This window comes from Eubacterium sp. AF34-35BH, from assembly GCF_003477765.1.
Lineage (GTDB): Bacteria > Bacillota > Clostridia > Lachnospirales > Lachnospiraceae > Eubacterium_G.
Window position 1 is genome coordinate 131,933 of the sequence record NZ_QUDZ01000006.1, and the last position, 20,937, is coordinate 152,869.

Genomic DNA, 20,937 nt, shown 5'->3' on the forward strand with positions numbered 1-20,937 from the left:
GAAAAATTGTGAAAGTTTCACACTTTATGTAACTTTTATGCTATACTTAAACTTAGACAAAGAGGCAAATATGAAAAACAAAAACTATTTTATCTTAATGAAATACCGATTTAATAATCTATATTTCATATTACCTACTTGTAAATATCAAAAAGGAGAAGAATATGAATATGAAGAAAATCTTATCAATTGCCTTATCACTTGTTATGATAATGGCACTATTCACAGGATGCGGAAGCAACAAAAACGCAAAGACAAAAGATAATGGCTCTTACTTTAAAGAAGTAAAGAAGATGCAGGAAATTAAGACAGGAACAGGGGAAGTAGAACTTTCATTTGATGTAAGTGCAGATTCAATCAAGAAAGATAAAACTATACCTGCCAAGTTCAAGAAGGATGGCAAGATACAGGGCAAGTTAAAAGTTGAGACAACAACAGAATCAACATCAAAGCTTGCTGCTAAAATCTCACTTCAATATTTAACAGATACTTATGAAGAATTGACAACAGTTGTAATTGATGGTTCAAAATTATATATGAATATGGGTTCAATATCTAAATTCATAAGTAAAATTGACAGTGAGTCAGGAAAACAGTTTGAAAGCGCCTTAAAGCAGATTGGTGCCACAGGATATGTTTCACTTAATTTAAATCAGGTTGCGGATTTATTAGAAATAGACAAGGAAGCTTTCGCTAAGGCAGTGACATCATCTACAAAGATTAATACAAAGGTATATGATTCATTAGAAAAAGATTTCTCATCATTACAGGGAAAAGACGGAAATGACTATACGCTTACAGTAAATGGTGAAAACGCTGATGCAGCAGTTACAGCTTTAGTAAGCTTCTGTGACAATTCATTAAAGGATATTTATAATGAATTAATGGACGTTTACATTGAAGCATTTGGTGCAGATTCAACTATTGGAAAACAGTATGCTGACATGAAAAAAGACACAAAGGATGTTGACAATGCAATTAAGAAAGTTAAAGACAACAAAGATAAAATTGTAAGTGCAATTAAAGATTCAAATGCTAATATTGTATCAAAGGCAAAAGTAACAGGTGACAAGGGTAGCAGAAAAGGAACTATCTCTATTGAAACAGGAGAAATCAAGAATGATGATGCATCAATGAATATTTCATTAACATCAAACATAACAGAAGGAAAGCCTTCAGTTAAGGATTTAGTTCCAACAGAAAATGTAACTGACTTAACTTCTATTATAACAATGCTTTCATCACAGATGTCAGGTAAGGGATTATAGAAAGTTGAACATAAAAATTCCCTAACAATAGCCGGCGGACAACGGGGATAATTAACAGTAGATGTTGTAATTAATCATAATTATTAACACAGATGAATAATTATGGAAATAATGTTAATAATACACAAAAAAAGTAGCGATAATGATAATTTGGAAATGTTCCCATTACATTATCGCTACTTTTGCATTTTTTTATTATTTGTTATTTAATGCAGCTTCAACAAATCCCAAGAACAATGGATGAGGTCTGTTAGGACGGCTCTTAAGTTCAGGATGTGCCTGAGTTGCAATAAAGAATGGATGAGATGGTATTTCAACCATTTCAATAATTCTGCCGTCAGGAGAAATACCTGAAAGCATCATACCATTATCTGTTAAAACTTTTCTAAAGTCATTGTTTACTTCATATCTGTGACGGTGACGTTCATGAATTAATTCTTCTCCATATAATTCATAAGCTTTGCTGTTCTTGTCAAGTTTACATGGATAAGAACCAAGTCTTAATGTACCACCAATATCTGTTACACCTTCCTGATCAGACATAAGGCTGATAACAGGATGAGTAGTTGAAGGATCAAGTTCAATACTGTGTGCATCTCTGTATCCAACAACATCTCTTGCAAATTCAACAATTGATAACTGCATTCCAAGGCAAAGTCCTAAGAATGGTATATTGTTTTCTCTTGCGTATTTAATAGCTGCAATCTTACCGTCGATTCCACGACTTCCAAAACCACCGGGAACTAAAATTCCTGAAACATCTGAAAATACTTCAGCAGCGTTTTCGTTTGTTACTGTTTCAGAATCAACCCATTTAATATTTACTGTAGCACTGTTTGGATAGCCTGCATGCTTTAATGATTCAACAACACTGATATAAGCATCGTGTAAAGCAATATATTTTCCAACTAAGGCAACTGTAACTTCCTTTGTAGGATTCTTAGCAGCCTTAACCATTGCTTTCCAGTCATCTAAATCAGGTTCAGGACAATCAAGCTTTAAGCTGTTGCAAACGATTTCTGCAAGATGTTCTTTTTCCATTGCAAGAGGTGCTTCATAAAGCATGTCGACTGTAAGGTTCTGTACAACGTTACTTGCAGGCACATTACAGAATAAGCTGATTTTGTCTTTTAAGTTGTCATCAATTTCATGTTCTGTACGGCAAACAACAACATCTGGCTGTATACCAAGTCTTTGAAGCTCCTTAACACTCATCTGAATTGGTTTTGTTTTCATTTCTTCAGATGCAGGTAAGTAAACCATAAGAGCAACATGAATTAAAATACAGTTCTCGCGACCAACATCATGCTGGAACTGTCGAATGGCTTCAATGTAAGGCTGAGATTCAATATCTCCAACTGTACCACCAACTTCAATAATTGCAATTTCTGTTTCTTCGCTTAAACTTCTGTAGAAGCGACTTTTAATTTCGTTTGTAATGTGAGGAATAACCTGAACTGTACCACCACCAAAATCACCACGTCTTTCTTTTTCAAGAACCGACCAATAAACCTTACCGGTAGTTACATTTGAGTTTTTTGTTAAGCTTTCATCAATGAATCTTTCATAGTGTCCTAAGTCAAGGTCTGTTTCAGCACCGTCATCTGTTACGAAAACTTCACCATGCTGGACAGGATTCATTGTACCCGGGTCAATGTTAATATATGGATCAAACTTCTGCATAGTTACTTTGTAACCACGAGCTTTAAGAAGTCTTCCAAGAGAAGCGGCTGTAATTCCTTTACCAAGACCTGAAACTACACCACCAGTTACAAAAACGTACTTCACTGCCATGTGATTTTTCCTCCATTGTATTATTTATAAATTTTTAAAAAAATTGTTTTTTAAATAAATTCCTAAATATGTAGTATAACCAAAATATTGATTTTAATTAATATTTCGCATTATAAAACACACCATAATAGTGTACTACAATCAAGATTCAGATTCCATAACAAAATAAATTTTGTTAAAAATTAATGAAATATTAAACAAAATTTAACATAAATTAAGCACGATATGGTATATTGTTAAGTATAAAATAAAACACCTGTAGCATATTGTAATTTATACGGAAATCTATGACAAAAAATATCAAAGGTGGAAAGGATACCAGACTAAATGGATAACAACAGAAACATACCCCCTCGTAATAATCAGGGTGGACCTAACAATCAAAAGAAAAATAAAATAATATCAGTATTTGTAACTTTTATAGTGGCATTGATTTTTACAAGTTTAATGTCTTATATGTTTGACTCAGCAACAAAGAAAGAAATAACTTATAATCAGTTTATTGATTTGCTGGATCAGGGCCAGGTAGAGAAAGTTACATTTGATGCAAACAAGATTTATATAGTTCCAAAAACAGATGGAACAACCCTTATTAGGACAACATTTTGGACAACAAAATTAGATGATCCTGATTTAATTACAGATTTAAAGGATAAATATGCCGGCGTGTCATTTAAGGCAGAAGCATCAAGTGCAAGTACTAGTATTTTATATATACTACTTGAAGGGGTATTGCCACTTGTATTTTTCTGGGCAATGCTAATGTTCATAATGAGAAAGACCACAGGCGGAAAAGGCGGTGGCGGTGTATTTGGCGTAGGAAAGTCAAATGCAAAGATTTATATACAGAAAGAAACAGGTGTTACATTTAAAGATGTTGCAGGACAGGAAGAAGCAAAGGAATCAGTAGTGGAAATGGTAGATTTCTTACACAATCCGGGCAAGTACACAGCAATTGGTGCAAAACTTCCAAAGGGAGCTTTGTTAGTAGGACCTCCGGGAACAGGTAAAACTCTTCTTGCAAAGGCTGTGGCCGGTGAAGCAAAGGTACCGTTTTTCTCGCTTTCAGGTTCTGACTTTGTAGAAATGTTTGTAGGTGTTGGTGCTTCAAGAGTTAGAGATTTATTTAAGCAGGCGGAAGAAAATGCACCATGTATTGTATTCATTGATGAAATTGACTCGATTGGTAAAAGTCGTGACTCACGATACGGTGGTGGAAATGATGAGCGTGAACAGACACTTAATGCATTACTTGCAGAGATGGATGGTTTTGACTCATCAAAAGGTATTTTGATTTTAGCAGCAACAAACAGACCGGAAGTTTTAGATCCGGCACTTTTAAGACCAGGACGTTTCGACAGACGAGTTATAGTTGACACACCTGATTTTAAGGGCAGACTTGAAACATTAAAGGTACATTCAAAAGATGTTAAGTTAGATGAGACAGTTGATTTAGATGCTATTGCAAACATTACAAGCGGTGCAGTTGGATCTGATCTTGCAAATATGGTAAATGAAGCAGCAATCAATGCTGTTAAATGTGGCAGAAAAGCAATTTCACAGGATGACTTAATGGAAGCTGTTGAAGTTGTAATTGCCGGTCGAGAAAAGAAAGACAGAATCTTAAGTAAAGAAGAAAAGAAGATTGTGTCATATCATGAAGTTGGACATGCACTGGTTGCAGCAATACAAAAACATGCAGAACCTGTACAGAAGATTACAATTGTTCCAAGAACAATGGGTTCATTAGGCTATGTTATACAGGCACCTGAAAAGGAAAAATACTTAATGTCAAAAGATGAATTAAGTGCAGAACTTGTAACATTGCTTGCAGGTAGAGCTTCAGAAGAAATCGTGTTTGATTCAGTAACAACAGGAGCATCAAATGATATGGAGAAGGCAACTAAGATTGCCCGCTCAATGATTGCTCAGTATGGTATGTCAGAAAAATTTGGCTTAATGAGTCTTGAACAGATTAGTGACCCATATTTAGGTGGTCATTCTCAGTTAAACTGTAGCGATAAGACTGCAACAGAAATTGAAGAAGAAGTTAAGACTCTTCTAAAACAGAAATACGAAGAAGCAAAGAAACTTCTTCAGGAAAACAGAGATAAGCTTGATAAAATAGCCAAGTTCCTTTATGAAAAGGAAACAATTACCGGAAAACAGTTTATGGATATTTACCATAAATGTGATGAACCTGAAGCAAGCAAAGAGACTACACAAACTGTAGAAACTGTTGAAAATGCAAGGAAAGAAGCAGTACAGCCTACAGAAGAAACTGTAGCAAAGGAAGAGACGGTACAGCCAGCAGAAGAAACTACTACAAGCGAAGAGACTACACAAACTGTAGAAACTGTTGAAAATGCAAAAGAAGATATTACAGAAAAGTAATAATAAATAATTATAAAAAGATAATAGCCCACAACAGGAGCATTAAGAAAAATTAGCAAAATTATGTTAATTTAATAATTCAGATGTTCCAGGGCAAATTAAATAAGGTGGTTGCAAACAATAGTACATGTTTGGGACCACCTTATTAATCTTTGTTAGGACAGCTATATATGATACAATTATAAAAGTAAAACATTTGATGGAAGGGTAAGAAATGAGTGGTTTTAACATACAGGAAGAATTGAAGAAAATGCCGGATACACCGGGAGTATATTTAATGCATAATAAGCATGATGATGTAATATACGTTGGGAAGGCGATTAATTTAAAAAGACGTGTAAGCTCTTATTTTAGGCAAAGCACAAAGAAAAGTCTGAAAATTCAGTCAATGGTAACACAGATTGTCCGCTTTGAATATATCCTAACTGACTCAGAATTAGAGGCTTTGATTTTAGAGTGTAACCTTATAAAAGAATACCGCCCTAAATATAATACAATGCTTATGGATGATAAAACTTATCCATACGTAATGGTAACCACAAGCGAAAACTATCCAAGGATTGTCATGGCAAGAAGAATGAAAAAAGATGGTAACAAATATTTTGGACCTTTTACAAGTGGCGGGGCAGTAAGGGATACTATTGATTTGCTACAAAAAATGTATCACATTAGAAGCTGTAGAAAATCAATTATAGTAAAACATGATGAAAACTATAAAGCAAATTCAAATAATACAGCAACAAAAGAAATACCAACTGTAAACGGCAGACCATGTCTCTACTACCACATGGGACAATGTGGTGGGGCATGTCAGGGTTACATTTCAGTGGAAGAATATAAGGAAAATGTTAATAAGGCAATTAAATTTCTTGAAGGCAATTACAGAGAGACAATCAAGGAACTTGAAGAAAAAATGCAGGCTGCATCAGCAGAATTAGATTTCGAACAGGCAATGGAATACAGAGATTTAATTAACAGCATCAATCACGTAGCCGGCAACCAAAAAATTACAACCCACAAATTTGAAAACAGAGATATTATTGCATACGCAGAAGAAGGAAGTGATGCAGTAGTACAGGTTTTCTTTGTAAGAAACGGAAAGCTCATAGGCAGGGAACATTTCTATTTAACAACAGTCCCGGGAGATACGGGAAAAGATATTATTACAAGTTTTATCAAGCAGTATTATATTGGCACGCCGTTTATTCCTAATCAGTTGCTTGTTCAAGAAGAAGTGGATGAACCGGAGCTATTGTCTGAAATGTTAAGCAGAAATCAGAATTATAAAGTTAAAATTGTTAATCCTAAAAAAGGAAGCAAGGAAAAACTTGTGGAATTGGCTGCAAAGAATGCACAAAATCTTTTGGAACAAAACAAAGAAAAATATAGAAGAGAACAGAAGAAAACTGTTGGTGCTGTACAAGAAATAGAACAGTTAATAGATGTTCACAACATTCACAGAATGGAATCTTACGATATATCTAACACCAACGGATACGAGTCAGTTGCATCCATGATTGTTTATGAAGATGGAAAACCAAAAAGAAATAATTACAGAAAATTTAAAATTAAAACAGTACAGGGACCTGATGACTATGCAAGTATGGAAGAAGTTTTAACAAGAAGGTTTAAACATGGTCTGGATGAAAGAGAAAAAATGGATATGGAAGGCAACAGTGATTATGAGCTGGGAAGCTTTTCAAAATTTCCGGACCTTCTTTTAATGGATGGTGGAAAAGGTCAGGTAAATGTGGCGCTTCGTGTGTTAGATGAACTTAAAATAAACATACCTGTATGTGGTATGGTAAAGGATGATAATCATAGAACTAGAGGCTTATATTACAATAATTTGGAAATACCAATAGATACAAGATCTGAGGCTTTTAAACTGATAACAAGAATTCAGGATGAAACCCATAGGTTTGCAATTGAGTATCATAGAAGCCTTAGAAACAAAAAAGAGGTAAAATCAATATTAGATGACATACCGGGAGTTGGTCCATCAAGAAGAAAAGCATTAATGCTTTATTTTAAATCAATAGAGGCAATAAGAGAGGCTGATGTAGACCAATTATTAAAAGTGACTTCCATTAATGAAAAAGTGGCGAAAGATATATACAAATTTTTTCACAAATGATAGAATAGCAGTGGATAATTGCGCATTTTTGCGTAGAGAGAACGAAAATAAAAAGACCTATAAGGAGGTAGATTATGGCAACAAATCAGGATATATATATACCATTAACCAAAATTGTTGATAATTATGGATTAATTAACCATACACCGGAAATTAACACAGATGAAATCAGAATTAATATTCCGGAAGTAAACAGACCGGCGCTACAGCTTGCCGGCTTCTTTGAACATTTTGACAAGGAAAGAGTTCAGATTATAGGAAATGTTGAATATGCTTTTTTGGATAACATGCAGCGTCAGAACAGACAGTGGGTTTACGAAAAATTAATGAGTAGCGGTATACCTTGTCTTATTTTATGTAGAGGAAACAAGCCTGATGAAGATATGGTGGCAGCAGGACTTAGACATGGCGTGCCTATTATGTCAACACATTTTGACACATCAAGATTCAACGCAGAACTTTCAAGATGGTTAAATGTTGAACTTGCACCTTGTATTACAAGACATGGTGTTTTAGTTGATGTTTACGGTGAAGGCGTTTTAATAATGGGTGAAAGCGGAATCGGAAAAAGTGAAGCAGCACTTGAACTTATTAAGCGTGGACACCGTCTGGTAACAGATGATGTTGTAGAAATAAGAAGAGTAAGTGCAGAGACACTTATAGGATCATCACCTGCCATTACAAAGCATTTTATTGAGTTAAGAGGTATTGGAATTATTGATGTAAAAGCTTTGTTTGGTGTAGAAAGTATCTTGGATTCTGCAAGTATTGACATGGTTATTCAGTTAGAAGAATGGAGAAGAGACAAGGACTACGACAGAATGGGCTTGGATGACCAGTATACAGAGTTCTTAGGGAACAAGGTTATTTGCCATAAAATACCTATCAGACCAGGTAGAAATCTGGCTGTTATAGTTGAAGCGGCTGCTGTAAACCACAGACAGAAGCGTATGGGATACAATGCAGCAAGAGAATTGTACAAGAGAGTACAGGAAAACATGGAAAAAGGTGATTAATAATTTTAAATGGAGGATATATAATGAAAAAATATTGTTTTGGAGTAGACGTTGGAGGAACAACAGTAAAAATCGGATTTTTTAACGTAGATGGCACTATGTTAGACAAATGGGAAATCGTAACAAATACAGACAACGGTGGAGAAGCTATTTTAGGAGACATTTGTAAGTCTCTTGATGATAAATTAGCAAAAGAAAACATTCAGATAGATGAAGTAAAAGGAATTGGAATTGGTCTTCCGGGACCTGTTCTTTCAGATGGAACTGTTTTACAGTGTGTAAATCTTGGCTGGGGCAAGTTAAATGTGGAAGAGAAACTTTCATCTATGTTCCATGGAGTTACTGTTAAAGCCGGCAATGATGCAAACGTTGCAGCTTTAGGAGAAGCATGGAAAGGTGGCGGAAAAGATTACGATGATGTTGTTATGATTACACTTGGAACAGGTGTAGGCGGTGGCGTTATTATTGGAAACAATATTTTAACAGGATACAATGGTGGTGCAGGAGAAATCGGTCACTTCCATATGAACGACGAAGAAACAGATGTATGTGGTTGTGGTAAGAAAGGCTGTCTTGAACAGTACGCATCAGCTACAGGTGTTGTAAGACTTGCCAAGAGATATATGGCAGACAATGATGACACAAAGATGAAAGAATTTGGCGACAATATTACAGCTAAAGATGTATTTGACCTTGCAAAAGAAGGAGACCAGGGAGCAAATGTTGTTGTAAAACAGATGGGAACATATTTAGGAAAAGCAATGGGCTTTATTGCGGCAACTGTTAATCCACAGGCATTTATCATCGGTGGTGGTGTAAGTAAAGCCGGTCGGTTCCTTATTGATGCAATTACTGATACATATAGAAATGTAAGTTTTAAAGCCTGTTCAGAAGCAGCAGTATGTTTAGCTGAACTTGGAAATGATGCAGGAATGTATGGAGCAGCAGCTCTTGTAAAATAAATTGAAAGAGAGTGTGTTAGATTGTTTGAAATTTTAAAAAATATTGTTGGTGAAGATTATATAAGAGAAAATGAACCAATGGGAAAGCATTGCACTTTCAGATGTGGTGGTAATGCAGATTTATATGTAATGCCCGGTTCAATTGAGGAATTATCTTCAGTAGTTAAGGCATGTAGAGAAAATGATTATCCATTTATGGTTATAGGAAATGGAAGTAATATTCTTGTAAAGGACCAGGGCTATAAGGGAGCAATTATTGAAGTAAATAACAGAATTAATTCAGTTGATGTAATTGGTGATGAAATAGTTGCTGATGCCGGGGCTAAATTGTCAAGTGTGGCAATGGCAGCCTATGAAAATGACCTGGCAGGTTTTGAATTTGCTCATGGCATACCGGGAAATGTAGGTGGTGCAGTTGTAATGAATGCCGGTGCTTACGGTGGAGAAATAAAGGATGTTATAAAATGGGCAAAAGTCCTTACTGAAGATGGAGAAGTTGTTACACTTAATGCAGAAGAATTAGAATTAGGTTATAGAACAAGCATTGTTCAAAAGAAGAACATGATAGTTCTTCAAATGTGTATTAAGTTAGATTTAGGAAGTCAGGAAGAAATTGCACTTATAATGCAAATGTTCATGCAGAAAAGAAAAGCAAAGCAACCTCTTGAATATCCTAGTGCCGGTAGTACTTTTAAAAGACCTGAAGGTTATTTTGCAGGCAAATTAATTGAAGATGCAGGTCTTAGAGGCTATCAGGTTGGTGGCGCAATGGTTTCAGAAAAACATTGTGGTTTCGTAATTAACTATGACAATGCAACAGCAACAGATATTTTACAGTTAATGGATGATGTAAAAGCAACAGTAAAAGAACAATTTGATGTAGAATTAGAACCTGAAGTTAAAATTATATAGCTAGTTGGAGGAAACAGCATGCGTTTTGTTATTGTAACAGGAATGTCAGGGGCAGGAAAAATAACAGCACTTAAAATATTCGAAGATAACGGCTACTATTGTGTAGATAATCTTCCAATAGATTTAATTGAAAATTTTGCAGACCTATTGTTTGCACAAACAAGTGAAAAGAACAAGGTGGCAATAGGTGTGGATATTAGAAGTGGTGAGAATTTAGATCGTATAAATGAAGTGCTTACTCACATGAAGAAAAAGGAACAAAATTACGAAATATTATTTTTGGACTGTAATAACAGCACTTTGATTAAGAGATTTAAGGAAACCAGACGTAGTCATCCAATGGGTGATGCAGACAGCGTGGAAAATGAAATCGAAGCAGAGCGAGTGAAACTTGCATATCTTAGAAAAAATGCAGATTACATAATTGATACAAGTAATCTTTTAGTGCGCGATTTAAGAGTAGAAGTGGAAAAAATATTTGTTATGAATCAAGATTACAGAAACTTATTTGTAACAATAATGTCCTTTGGTTTTAAATATGGAGTACCGGCAGATTGCGACTTGGTTTTTGACGTAAGATTTTTGCCAAATCCGTACTATGTACCTGAACTTAAGCATAAGACAGGCGAGCAGCAGGAAGTAAGAGATTATGTTTTGGCATCTCCTGTATCAACAGAGTTTTTAGAGAAATTAATCGACATGATTAAGTTCCTGATACCAAATTATATTGACGAGGGAAAGAATCAGTTAGTAATTGGTATTGGTTGTACAGGAGGTCATCACAGATCTGTTACTGTAGCAAATGAACTGTATAGACAGTTAAACAATATGGATGCAAATTACGGCATACGAATATCTCATAGGGATATTTTAAGAAACTAAAGGGACTAGAATAGAAAGTTAAATATATGAGTTTTTCGATAAAAGTAAAAAATGAATTAGCCAATCATATAAGCAATGCCACACATTGTAGAATAGCAGAATTAGCCGCACTAATCTCCATGTGTGGTAGTGTTATGATTGACGAAAACAATAATTACAAAATAAGAATAAAAACAGAAACACAACCTACAGCAGAAAAAATTAAAAAACTGTTGTGGAAAACATTTAAAGTAGATGTTGATATTTCTACCAGAGAAAATGCATATTCAAAAGTGGGAAGAACATATACTTTATTAGTAGGCGACCACCAGCAGGCGCTTAAAATACTACAGGCTACTAAGCTAATTAACGAAAATAATGAAATTGGAGAGAATTTTTCAATTACAAATAATATTGTAATTATGAAAGATTGCTGCAAAAGAGCCTTTATTAGAGGGGCTTTCATGGCGGCAGGTTCCATTAGTGATCCTAATAAATCTTATCATTTTGAAATCAAATGTAACAGTGAAAAAAAGGCAAAGCAGCTTATAGAATTACTAGAAAATTATAATATTGATGGAAAAATGGTTGCAAGAAAAGGTGGTTATGTGGTATATATCAAAGAAGGCGAAGGCATCGTTGACGTGTTAAATGTTATGGAAGCACATGTTTCCTTAATGGAAATGGAGAATGTAAGAATACTTAAAGGTATGAGCAATTATTATAATAGACAGGTTAATTGTGAAACCGCCAACATAAAGAAGACCGTGGCAACTTCGGTGAGACAAATCGACGATATCGACTTTATTATACAAAATAAGGGCATAGATTATTTGCCGGAGAAACTACAAGATATCGCATGGGTTAGAAAAGAGAATCCTGATGCATCTTTGCAGGAGCTGGGAGAAATGCTAGATCCTCCCCTTGGAAAGTCAGGAGTAAACCATCGATTGAGAAAAATTTGTCAGATTGCACAGGAATTAAGGGGATAGCCCTAAGGAGGAGAGATTTAAAATGACAACTAGAGATGTTACAATTGAAATCAAACAGGGATCAGATGTAAGTCCGGTAGCAAAATGTGTACAGGTTGCAAGCCAGTTTACAAGCAAGATTTATGTGGAGTACGAAACAAAGAAGGTTAATGCTAAAAGCATTATGGGAATGATGGCATTAGGAATTGCAGCAGGACAGACAGTTACAATTTCAGCAGACGGAGAAGATGAGACACAGGCTATTGACAGTATTGAAAAATATTTAGGAAACAAATAGTTAGTACAATTATTAGAAAGAGAAATTAATAAATAATTTAGAAATTTCCAATTGAGAAAAATATAACAATTTTAATTATAGAAAAATCTAATATATTTTTATAAAAAGTCATAACAATGATAAGTTTTTTGCAATCTGAACTTATTTGTTATGACTTTTTTATGTAATAAGAAATGTATAAAACTATTTTTATTTTTTTAATAAAAATACCATAAAAAATAATTTTATGAAAAAGTGTACCTTCTATAAAAAAGCACTCCTTTTTTGAACTGATTTTATATTGTAAAAATATAATAGTAGGAAGAACGGTTTAGATTAATGTAAAAAAAGGAGGATTTTTTTTATGAAATTTAAAATTTCAAAAAAACTTTTAGCAACAGTGTTAGCTATTGCCATGGTAGTAACGGGATTTGGCATAAATAACACAAGTAAGACAACAAAAGCAGCTTCTCTTGGAAGCAGTGGGGATTATGAGGTAACAGCTGAAGAGATTTCTTCTAGCGTATGTAAAATAAATTTTAACAGTAAAAACTATGCTGCATATGCAATTCTTCATTATAAAGTTAATGATGGAGCACAGCAGAATGTAACAATGAGTGGAAGTGATAAGCAGTTCCAGTACAGCATTAACGGTTTAAAGAAGGGCGATAAGCTTACATGTGTATTTACATATAACAAGGGCAATGCTCAGTATGACACAAGTGAAATGACATATGTTACAGGTAGTACAAGTTCTACAGATGCTAACATACAGGCACCTTTTGGTTTAGTAGTAAACAGTCCAAAAGATAATACAGTTAGTGTTGTATGGGGACGTGGAAATATTGATTCATACAATGTATACATTGACAACGACAAGGTTGCAAACAAAGTAACTTGCGGTTACTACGAATATGGCAATATTTCAGCAGGTACACATACAGTTTCAGTTACAACAGTTTCAGGTTCAAGGGAATCAGCAAAGACTTCATTATCAGTAACTGTAAAAGGACAGACACAGCAGGTGACAACAGCAGCACCAACTACAACAACAGCAGAAAAAGGTGTTGTATATATTTATCAGGATATTAATTATGGCGGTAGAGTTGCAGCTTTAAATGAAGGAAGATACAACCTTGCAGCATTACAGGCAAAAGGATTTAAAAATGATGATTTATCTTCATTAAAGGTTGCAAGTGGATATGAAGCAATTCTTTATTATGATGACAACTTCCAGGGAGAGTCAAGAAGAATTACGTCGGATACTGCTTGGATTGGTTCAGATTTTAACGACAGAACATCATCAATTATTGTACAGAAAAAGACAGTTGAAACAACTACAACAGTTAAGGCAACAGAAAAAGAAAATACAGATACAGGTATTGCTAAACCATTTGGCTTGGTAGTAAGCAATCCATCAGCAGGAACAATTGGAGTTGTATGGGGACGTGGAAACATCAATTCATACAATGTTTATATTGATGGAAACAAAGTTGCAAGCAAAGTAGGATGTGCATATTACACATACTCAGGATATTCACAGGGAACACATACAGTAGCTATTACAACTGTATCAGGTAATAAAGAATCAGCAAAAGAAACTATGACAGTAAATGTTGCACAGAGTGGTTCAGGTCAGGCACCAGCAACAACGAAAGCACCTGCAACAACAAAGCCAGCAACTACAACACCAAGTACTAGCATAGGTACAGATGTACCACAGCTTGATTCAAGTATTCCTGTAAGAAGTGATAAGATGTTCTTACAGCTTAACAACAAAACAAATGGAAAGTACAAAGATAGTGAAATCTATTGGATTGTACTTGGAAGAAATAAAAATCATGAAATTTGTTATTTAGACGCACAGGGAAACCTTGTTAAAGCAAGCGAATCACTTAATACAGTTACAAAGAATGGTAGAAAATGTGCAAATGTTGCCCATTCTATGGCAGAAGCAAAATATGTATATTTGCCGGATATTGAATCAGGAAGAATGTATTTAAGTTACGGTGAACCTGTTTACGTAACATTCATTAATGGTGCTGATGGAAAAGTAGGTTATGCAGGACCTGACTTAAACAATCCATCAGATCCTAATAGTGATGTGTTATTCGAGTTTGCAGAATTTACAGTAACAAATAAAGAATATTGGGGCAATACAACAAGAGTTGACTTCTTTAGTTTTCCAGTTGTAACAAGATTAGTAGGACAGGGTGGATTTGATAACCGTCCGGGAGATTACCCAACATATGATAAGACAGTTGGTGATATAGGAACAAGAGATCAGATTTTCAATGCATGGAAGAACAGTGCACCTGCAGCATGGAAGAGTCTTTACGACGGAAAGAGAATTATGGCTCCATGTAAGACAACTTTCAATGAAGGAAAAGAAAACGGACATTACTTTGACAACTATATTAATGAATTTTGGAATAAATACTCAAATGAAACATTAGTATTCAGGTGTGATGCCGGAACATTTAGAGGTAGAGTTAGTGGAGATCACATGACATTTACAAAAGATGGTGACGGTGGAACATACACAATTTACAAACCAACAACACAGGATGTGTTAGAAGGAAAAGGAAACTTTAACAGAGGAAATTCAACAGAATTAGTAATTGAAGCACAGCTTTGTGCAGCATTTAACAGAGGTGTTGCAACAGATCCTGCAAATTATCAGAATCCAAGTGCTTATTACAAAAATGGAACATACAACTATTATAGCAAGTTCTTACATGAACGTTCTGTAAATAATTTCTCATATGGTTTCTGTTATGATGATGTAAATGATCAGAGTACACTTCTTCATTACACAAACCCAACAGCATTGATACTTGACCTTAAATGGTAATAATATAGACAGACACAAACCTTTCGATGTTTTTCTCAATATATTATAGGGCGAAGCTACTTCATCAATTTGGTGGAGTAGCTTCATTTCTGTTGCCGGGCTTCATTTCTGTTGCCAGGCTTCTTTCCTGTTGCCAGGCTGACGGTTAAATTAGAACGATAGGCAGTATTTCGTTATCTGAGCTAGCCTAGCTACAATCGCGAGAGATTGTTTGAAACCGCGTAGTGGTTGAGTTATCGATAGCGATTGTTAATAGGCGGCGCAGTGAAGATAGAAATACAACCTGTTCTAATTTAACCGTCAGCTTGGCAAAAGTGGAGAATGGCACCGGAGGTGTTGACAAATGTGTTGAATTTAAAATATACTTTTTAGTATGTTTTAGAAATGATGGAAATTAATTTAGATTATTAAAAGAGCTGAACTATAATTTGTACTTAAGAGAAGTTGCTAGAAACTATAATGTATAAATAGAAGTTAAAAATAGAAATACTGAAGAGGGATTAAGTAATGTCAATATACCAATTATTATGGTTGTTTCTGATTTATTCTTTTGTGGGATGGATTTTGGAAACAATTTTTGCAATTACCAAGCAGAGAAAAATTATTAATAGAGGTTTGATTAATGGACCGTTTTGTACCGTTTATGGTTTTACGGGAGTGCTGATTACTGTTGCACTTAAAGATTTGTCAGGTGTATGGTTGTTTCTTTTTTCAGCTATATATGCTTCTGTAATTGAATGGGTAGCAGGAAAGATTATTGAAAAAATCTGCCATGAAAGATGGTGGAACTATGAAAATAATAAGTTTAACTTAGGTGGCTATATTTCTCTTCAAACTTCGGTGCTTTGGGGAGTGTTAGGATTTATAGTGGTTACTTTTACGAATAGCCTGTTAATTGATGCTTATAAACTTATACCTTTTATGGTTATAAGAATTATATTGATTGTTGTAGTTGTGGCATTAGCTGCGGATATGATTTTCTCACTTCTGATTCTTTACTATAATGGTAGAGGAATTGAGAAGGTTAAGAGTGCAAACAATAATTTTACTAAGTTAAGCAGAAAACTTGAAAAATGGTTAATAAGTAGAGTTAATAATAGAAAGAATAAGGCTTATCCTAAAACTGTAAAAGTAGAAAAGGAAGCAAAGGATAAAACAGTATTTGCCTATGGGTGTGGTTTTTACAAGTTGGTTGTTTTGTTTTTTGTAGGTGCCTTTGTAGGAGATATTATAGAAACTATTTTTTGCCGAATTACCATGGGAGAATGGATGAGCAGAAGTAGTGTTGTGTGGGGCCCTTTTAGTATTGTGTGGGGACTGGCAATTGCAGCAGCTACTCTTATGCTTTACAAGTATAAGGACAGAAGTGACGGTTTTCTTTTTCTTATAGGAACCGGATTAGGTGGGGCTTATGAGTATTTGTGCAGCGTGTTTACAGAAATAGTTTTTGGAAAAGTTTTTTGGGATTACAGCGATATACCTTTTAATTTAGGTGGTAGAATTAATTTACTTTATTGTTTCTTTTGGGGAATCGCAGCGGTAGTGTGGTTTAAGTTGATTTACACAAGACTTTCAAAAGTAATAGAAAAAATTCCTGTTAAGTTTGGTAAAATAACAACTTGGATTTTGGTTGTTTTTATGATTGCAAATGTACTTATGTCATGTTTTGCTTTAACAAGATATGACCAGAGAGAAAAGGGTATAGATGCTAAACAGTCATGGCAGGTTTGGCTGGATAAACATTACGACGACGAAAAAATGATGAGAATTTATCCAAATGCCATAGTAACAAACAAAAAATAGAAGTATGATTACTGTTATGCAATGGAATGATTTAGAATTTCCCTATAGAGCAATGAATGTTTCAATATGTATACATTCTGGTGTGAAAAGAAAACAGTTGAGAGATAACGCTCATCAGATGAGAACGTTGTAAGGAACAGTATTGGTTCCATATAGATTATAGAGAAGGATAAAAGATGGCATTTACACATTTACATGTCCATACAGAATACAGTCTGTTGGATGGTTCAAGTAAAATAAAAGAAATAACAAAAAGAGCAAAAGAGCTTGGTATGGATAGCCTTGCCATAACAGACCATGGAGTTATGTATGGGGCGATTGATTTTTACAGAGCTGCATTGGCTAATGATATTAAACCAATTATTGGCTGTGAAGTTTATGTGGCTCCGGGCTCCCGTTTCGATAAAGAGGCAAATGCAGGTGAGGACAGATACTATCACCTTATTTTGCTTGCGGAAAATAATACAGGTTACGAGAATCTTTGTAGAATTGTATCGAAAGGGTTTGTAGACGGATTTTATTATAAGCCTAGAGTAGATTATGAAGTTCTTGAAAAATATTCTGAAGGTATTATTTGTCTTAGTGCCTGTCTTGCAGGTGAGGTTCAAAGATATCTTGCAAGAGACGAGTACGAGAAGGCAAAAGAGGCAGCAGTTCGTCATTTGAATATTTTCGGAAAAGATAATTATTTTTTGGAATTACAGGACCATGGAATTCCTGAACAGAAAACAGTAAATCAGGCTTTGTTAAGATTAAGCAAGGAATTAGATATAGACTTAGTTTGTACAAATGATGTTCATTACACATACGCTGATGATGTGGAAGCACATGATATTTTGCTGTGTATCCAGACAGGTAAGAAAAAATCTGATGAAGATAGAATGCGTTATGAAGGGGGTCAGTTTTATTTAAAATCAGAAGAAGAGATGGCTTCTCTTTTTAAATATGCACCACAGGCATTGGAAAATACTCACAAGATTGCTGAGAGATGTAATGTAACGTTTGAATTTGGTGTTACAAAACTTCCTAACTTTGAAGTGCCTGAAGGCTATACGCCTTGGACTTATTTAAAAGAATTATGCGAGGATGGTCTTCACAGAAGATATCCTGTTTTTAGCGGAGAAGTAGATGAACACTGTAAATTAACAAAAGAGCAGTTACAGGAAAGATTAGATTATGAATTAAATACAATTAAAAGTATGGGGTATGTAGAATACTTTTTGATTGTGTGGGATTTTATACATTATGCAAAATCAAATGGTATAGCAGTAGGCCCGGGTAGAGGTTCAGCAGCCGGCAGTATTGTTTCTTATTGCTTGGAAATAACAGATATTGAGCCAATGAGATACAATTTGCTGTTTGAACGTTTCCTTAATCCGGAGCGTGTATCCATGCCCGATATTGACGTGGACTTTTGTATTGAAAGACGTCAGGAAGTAATTGATTATGTAGGAAGAAAATATGGAAAAGACCATGTGGCGCAGATTGTTACTTTTGGTACATTAAAGGCAAAAGGTGTAATCAGAGATGTGGCGCGTGTTCTTGATATGCCATACGCACAGGCAGATGCGATTGCAAAAATGATTCCAAATGATTTACACATGACTTTGGAACTTGCCTTAAAGCAAAATAAAGAATTAAAGAATCTCTATGACACAGACCCTGAAGTTAAATATTTAATAGACATGTCAATGAGACTTGAAGGTCTGCCAAGACATGCGTCCATGCATGCGGCAGGTGTTGTTATTTGTGCAAAACCTGTAGATGAATATGTACCGCTTTCAAGAGCAGCAGACGGTTCAATAACAACTCAGTACATTATGACAACCTTGGAAGAACTGGGGCTTTTAAAAATGGATTTCCTTGGCCTTAGAAACTTAACTGTTATTCAGAATACTCAAAGATATATTAAGAAAAACAGAGGCATGGATTTAGATTTAAACAAAATAGATTATTCAGATAAAAAAGTTTTGGATTATATTGGAACAGGAAATACTGAAGGTATATTCCAGCTTGAAAGTGCCGGTATGAAAAACTTCATGAAGGAGTTAAAACCACAAAGTCTTGAAGATATAATTGCGGGTATTTCATTGTACCGACCGGGCCCAATGGATTTTATACCAAAGTATATAGAAGGAAAAAATAATAAGGACAGTGTAACATACGATTGCCCACAGTTAGAGCCAATTCTTGAGCCAACCTATGGCTGTATTGTTTATCAGGAACAGGTAATGCAGATTGTTAGGGACTTGGCAGGTTATACATTAGGTCGAAGCGATTTGCTACGAAGAGCCATGTCAAAGAAAAAGGCTGATGTAATGGCAAAGGAACGCCAGAAGTTTGTATATGGCGACGAGGCAGAAGGAGTAAAAGGTTGTATAAATAATGGAATCAGTGAAGAAATCGCAAACAAAATTTACGATGAAATGACTGATTTTGCAAAATACGCTTTTAACAAATCTCATGCGGCGGCTTATGCAGTAGTTGCTTATCAGACAGCTTATTTGAAGTATTACTATGCCGAAGAATTTATGGCAGCAATGCTTACGTCGGTAATGGACAACTCAGACAAGGTAGCTGAATATGTTTATTCCTGTCGTTCAATGGGCATTAAGATTTTACCGCCTGATATTAATGAAGGAGAGAGTGGCTTTTCAGCAGGGGATAAATGTATCCGTTATGGTTTAACAGCTATCAAAAATGTGGGTAAGGCAGTTATTGATGGCATAGTTGCAGAACGTGAAAGAAATGGCAAGTTTAAAGACTTAGAAGATTTCATCACAAGAACATCTTCAATAGGTGTTAATAAACGAGCTATTGAAAACTTTATAAAAGCTGGGGCTTTTGATTCTCTTGGAGCCACAAGAAAACAGATGATGATGGTTTATATTCAGATTATGGATGGTGTAAATCAGGAGAAAAAAGATGCCATGGCAGGTCAGACTTCATTTTTTGATTTTATTGATGATGAGGCTAAAGAGACTTACAAGGTTCAAATGCCAAATGTTGGGGAATATGATACAGCCCAGAAGTTAGAATTCGAAAAAGAGGTTATAGGAATTTATGCCAGTGGACATCCGCTTCAGGACCAGGAAGAAAAGTGGAGAAGAGTTATAACGAACATGACTTTGGACTTTGCAGAACCGGAAGAGGGCGAAGAGTCAAAAGTTCAGGATAAAAGTAAAGTAATAGTTGGTGGAATTATTAGTAATGTAACCAGAAAGTTTACAAAGACAGGTGCTCAAATGGCATTTGTTACTTTGGAAGATTTGGTTGGTACAATTGAAGTTATTGTATTTCCAAGACAGTTTGACAACAGTAGAAGGCTTCTTGAAGAAGGACGAAAAGTATTTGTGGAAGGTCAGGTGAGCATTGAGGAAAATGCTGCAGGAAAAGTAATGGCAAATAAGATTCGTGATTTTAGTGAAGTGCCTTCAGAGCTTTGGATAGCTTTTAAGGATAAGGAAACTTACATGGAAAAAGCACAGGAATTAACAGAAATAATTCTTGCTAACCATGGCAACGATAAGGTTATTGTTGCTTTGGCAAAAGAGCGTCAAAGAAAAATGATGCCACCACAATATTCTGCAAACATTACAGAAGGATTAATAAAGTTATTAAAAGAAAAGTACGGTGATGACTTTGTAAAGGTTAGACAGTAATCGTATATGGGACAGATTTGTAAGGG

The 20,937-nt window shown here is 35.0% G+C and carries 13 protein-coding genes; 12 read left to right on the top strand and 1 reads right to left on the bottom strand.

What is annotated here, in order from left to right; all coding sequences use genetic code 11:
- Positions 1–164: 164 nt before the first annotated feature.
- The gene (locus DWZ69_RS08410; protein ID WP_118436712.1) at positions 165–1,268 is read left to right on the top strand and encodes a hypothetical protein; all 1,104 of its coding nucleotides are present in this window, start codon (positions 165–167) and stop codon (positions 1,266–1,268) included.
- Between the two features lie 195 nt (positions 1,269–1,463).
- Here the strand turns inward: DWZ69_RS08410 and DWZ69_RS08415 are convergent, their stop codons facing one another.
- A complete protein-coding gene (locus DWZ69_RS08415; RefSeq protein WP_118436714.1) occupies positions 1,464–3,062 on the bottom strand; it encodes a CTP synthase in 1,599 nt (532 codons plus the stop codon).
- A 327-nt stretch (positions 3,063–3,389) separates the two neighbouring features.
- Here DWZ69_RS08415 and ftsH point away from each other — a divergent pair, with 327 nt between their 5' ends.
- The 11 genes from ftsH to DWZ69_RS08470 all read left to right on the top strand — a co-directional run bounded on the left by ftsH (position 3,390) and on the right by DWZ69_RS08470 (position 20,911).
- Entirely contained in the window at positions 3,390–5,456 is a 2,067-nt protein-coding gene (gene ftsH, locus DWZ69_RS08420; RefSeq protein ID WP_118436716.1) for an ATP-dependent zinc metalloprotease FtsH, read from the top strand.
- A gap of 214 nt (positions 5,457–5,670) precedes the next feature.
- A complete protein-coding gene (uvrC, locus tag DWZ69_RS08425; RefSeq protein WP_118436718.1) occupies positions 5,671–7,593 on the top strand; it encodes an excinuclease ABC subunit UvrC in 1,923 nt (640 codons plus the stop codon).
- A gap of 74 nt (positions 7,594–7,667) precedes the next feature.
- Entirely contained in the window at positions 7,668–8,609 is a 942-nt protein-coding gene (hprK, locus tag DWZ69_RS08430) for an HPr(Ser) kinase/phosphatase (protein ID WP_347497498.1), read from the top strand.
- Positions 8,610–8,632: 23 nt separating this feature from the next.
- On the top strand, positions 8,633–9,571 hold the full coding sequence (locus tag DWZ69_RS08435; RefSeq protein ID WP_118436720.1) for an ROK family glucokinase: 939 nt from the start codon (positions 8,633–8,635) through the stop codon (positions 9,569–9,571).
- Between the two features lie 21 nt (positions 9,572–9,592).
- On the top strand, positions 9,593–10,483 hold the full coding sequence (gene murB / locus DWZ69_RS08440; RefSeq protein ID WP_279210257.1) for a UDP-N-acetylmuramate dehydrogenase: 891 nt from the start codon (positions 9,593–9,595) through the stop codon (positions 10,481–10,483).
- An 18-nt stretch (positions 10,484–10,501) separates the two neighbouring features.
- The gene (gene rapZ, locus DWZ69_RS08445; protein ID WP_118436722.1) at positions 10,502–11,365 is read left to right on the top strand and encodes an RNase adapter RapZ; all 864 of its coding nucleotides are present in this window, start codon (positions 10,502–10,504) and stop codon (positions 11,363–11,365) included.
- A gap of 26 nt (positions 11,366–11,391) precedes the next feature.
- Entirely contained in the window at positions 11,392–12,336 is a 945-nt protein-coding gene (gene whiA, locus DWZ69_RS08450; protein ID WP_118436724.1) for a DNA-binding protein WhiA, read from the top strand.
- 22 nt (positions 12,337–12,358) lie between these two features.
- On the top strand, positions 12,359–12,613 hold the full coding sequence (locus tag DWZ69_RS08455) for an HPr family phosphocarrier protein (RefSeq protein ID WP_022164683.1): 255 nt from the start codon (positions 12,359–12,361) through the stop codon (positions 12,611–12,613).
- 343 nt (positions 12,614–12,956) lie between these two features.
- Positions 12,957–15,446, top strand: a complete 2,490-nt coding sequence (locus DWZ69_RS08460; RefSeq protein ID WP_118436726.1) for a beta-1,3-glucanase family protein — start codon at positions 12,957–12,959, stop codon at positions 15,444–15,446.
- Positions 15,447–15,953: 507 nt separating this feature from the next.
- Complete coding sequence (locus DWZ69_RS08465; RefSeq protein ID WP_118436728.1) at positions 15,954–17,249, top strand: putative ABC transporter permease; 1,296 nt, start codon at positions 15,954–15,956, stop codon at positions 17,247–17,249.
- 176 nt (positions 17,250–17,425) lie between these two features.
- On the top strand, positions 17,426–20,911 hold the full coding sequence (locus DWZ69_RS08470) for a DNA polymerase III subunit alpha (RefSeq protein ID WP_118436730.1): 3,486 nt from the start codon (positions 17,426–17,428) through the stop codon (positions 20,909–20,911).
- The last annotated feature ends 26 nt before the right edge of the window (positions 20,912–20,937 follow it).

Bases quoted from the DNA above. Each gene is read 5' to 3' on its own strand.
- DWZ69_RS08410 (WP_118436712.1), top strand. From the start codon at position 165: ATGAATATGAAGAAAATCTTATCAATTGCCTTATCACTTGTTATGATA.
- DWZ69_RS08415 (WP_118436714.1), bottom strand. From the start codon at position 3,062: ATGGCAGTGAAGTACGTTTTTGTAACTGGTGGTGTAGTTTCAGGTCTT.
- ftsH (WP_118436716.1), top strand. From the start codon at position 3,390: ATGGATAACAACAGAAACATACCCCCTCGTAATAATCAGGGTGGACCT.
- uvrC (WP_118436718.1), top strand. From the start codon at position 5,671: ATGAGTGGTTTTAACATACAGGAAGAATTGAAGAAAATGCCGGATACA.
- hprK (WP_347497498.1), top strand. From the start codon at position 7,668: ATGGCAACAAATCAGGATATATATATACCATTAACCAAAATTGTTGAT.
- DWZ69_RS08435 (WP_118436720.1), top strand. From the start codon at position 8,633: ATGAAAAAATATTGTTTTGGAGTAGACGTTGGAGGAACAACAGTAAAA.
- rapZ (WP_118436722.1), top strand. From the start codon at position 10,502: ATGCGTTTTGTTATTGTAACAGGAATGTCAGGGGCAGGAAAAATAACA.
- whiA (WP_118436724.1), top strand. From the start codon at position 11,392: ATGAGTTTTTCGATAAAAGTAAAAAATGAATTAGCCAATCATATAAGC.
- DWZ69_RS08455 (WP_022164683.1), top strand. From the start codon at position 12,359: ATGACAACTAGAGATGTTACAATTGAAATCAAACAGGGATCAGATGTA.
- DWZ69_RS08460 (WP_118436726.1), top strand. From the start codon at position 12,957: ATGAAATTTAAAATTTCAAAAAAACTTTTAGCAACAGTGTTAGCTATT.
- DWZ69_RS08465 (WP_118436728.1), top strand. From the start codon at position 15,954: ATGTCAATATACCAATTATTATGGTTGTTTCTGATTTATTCTTTTGTG.
- DWZ69_RS08470 (WP_118436730.1), top strand. From the start codon at position 17,426: ATGGCATTTACACATTTACATGTCCATACAGAATACAGTCTGTTGGAT.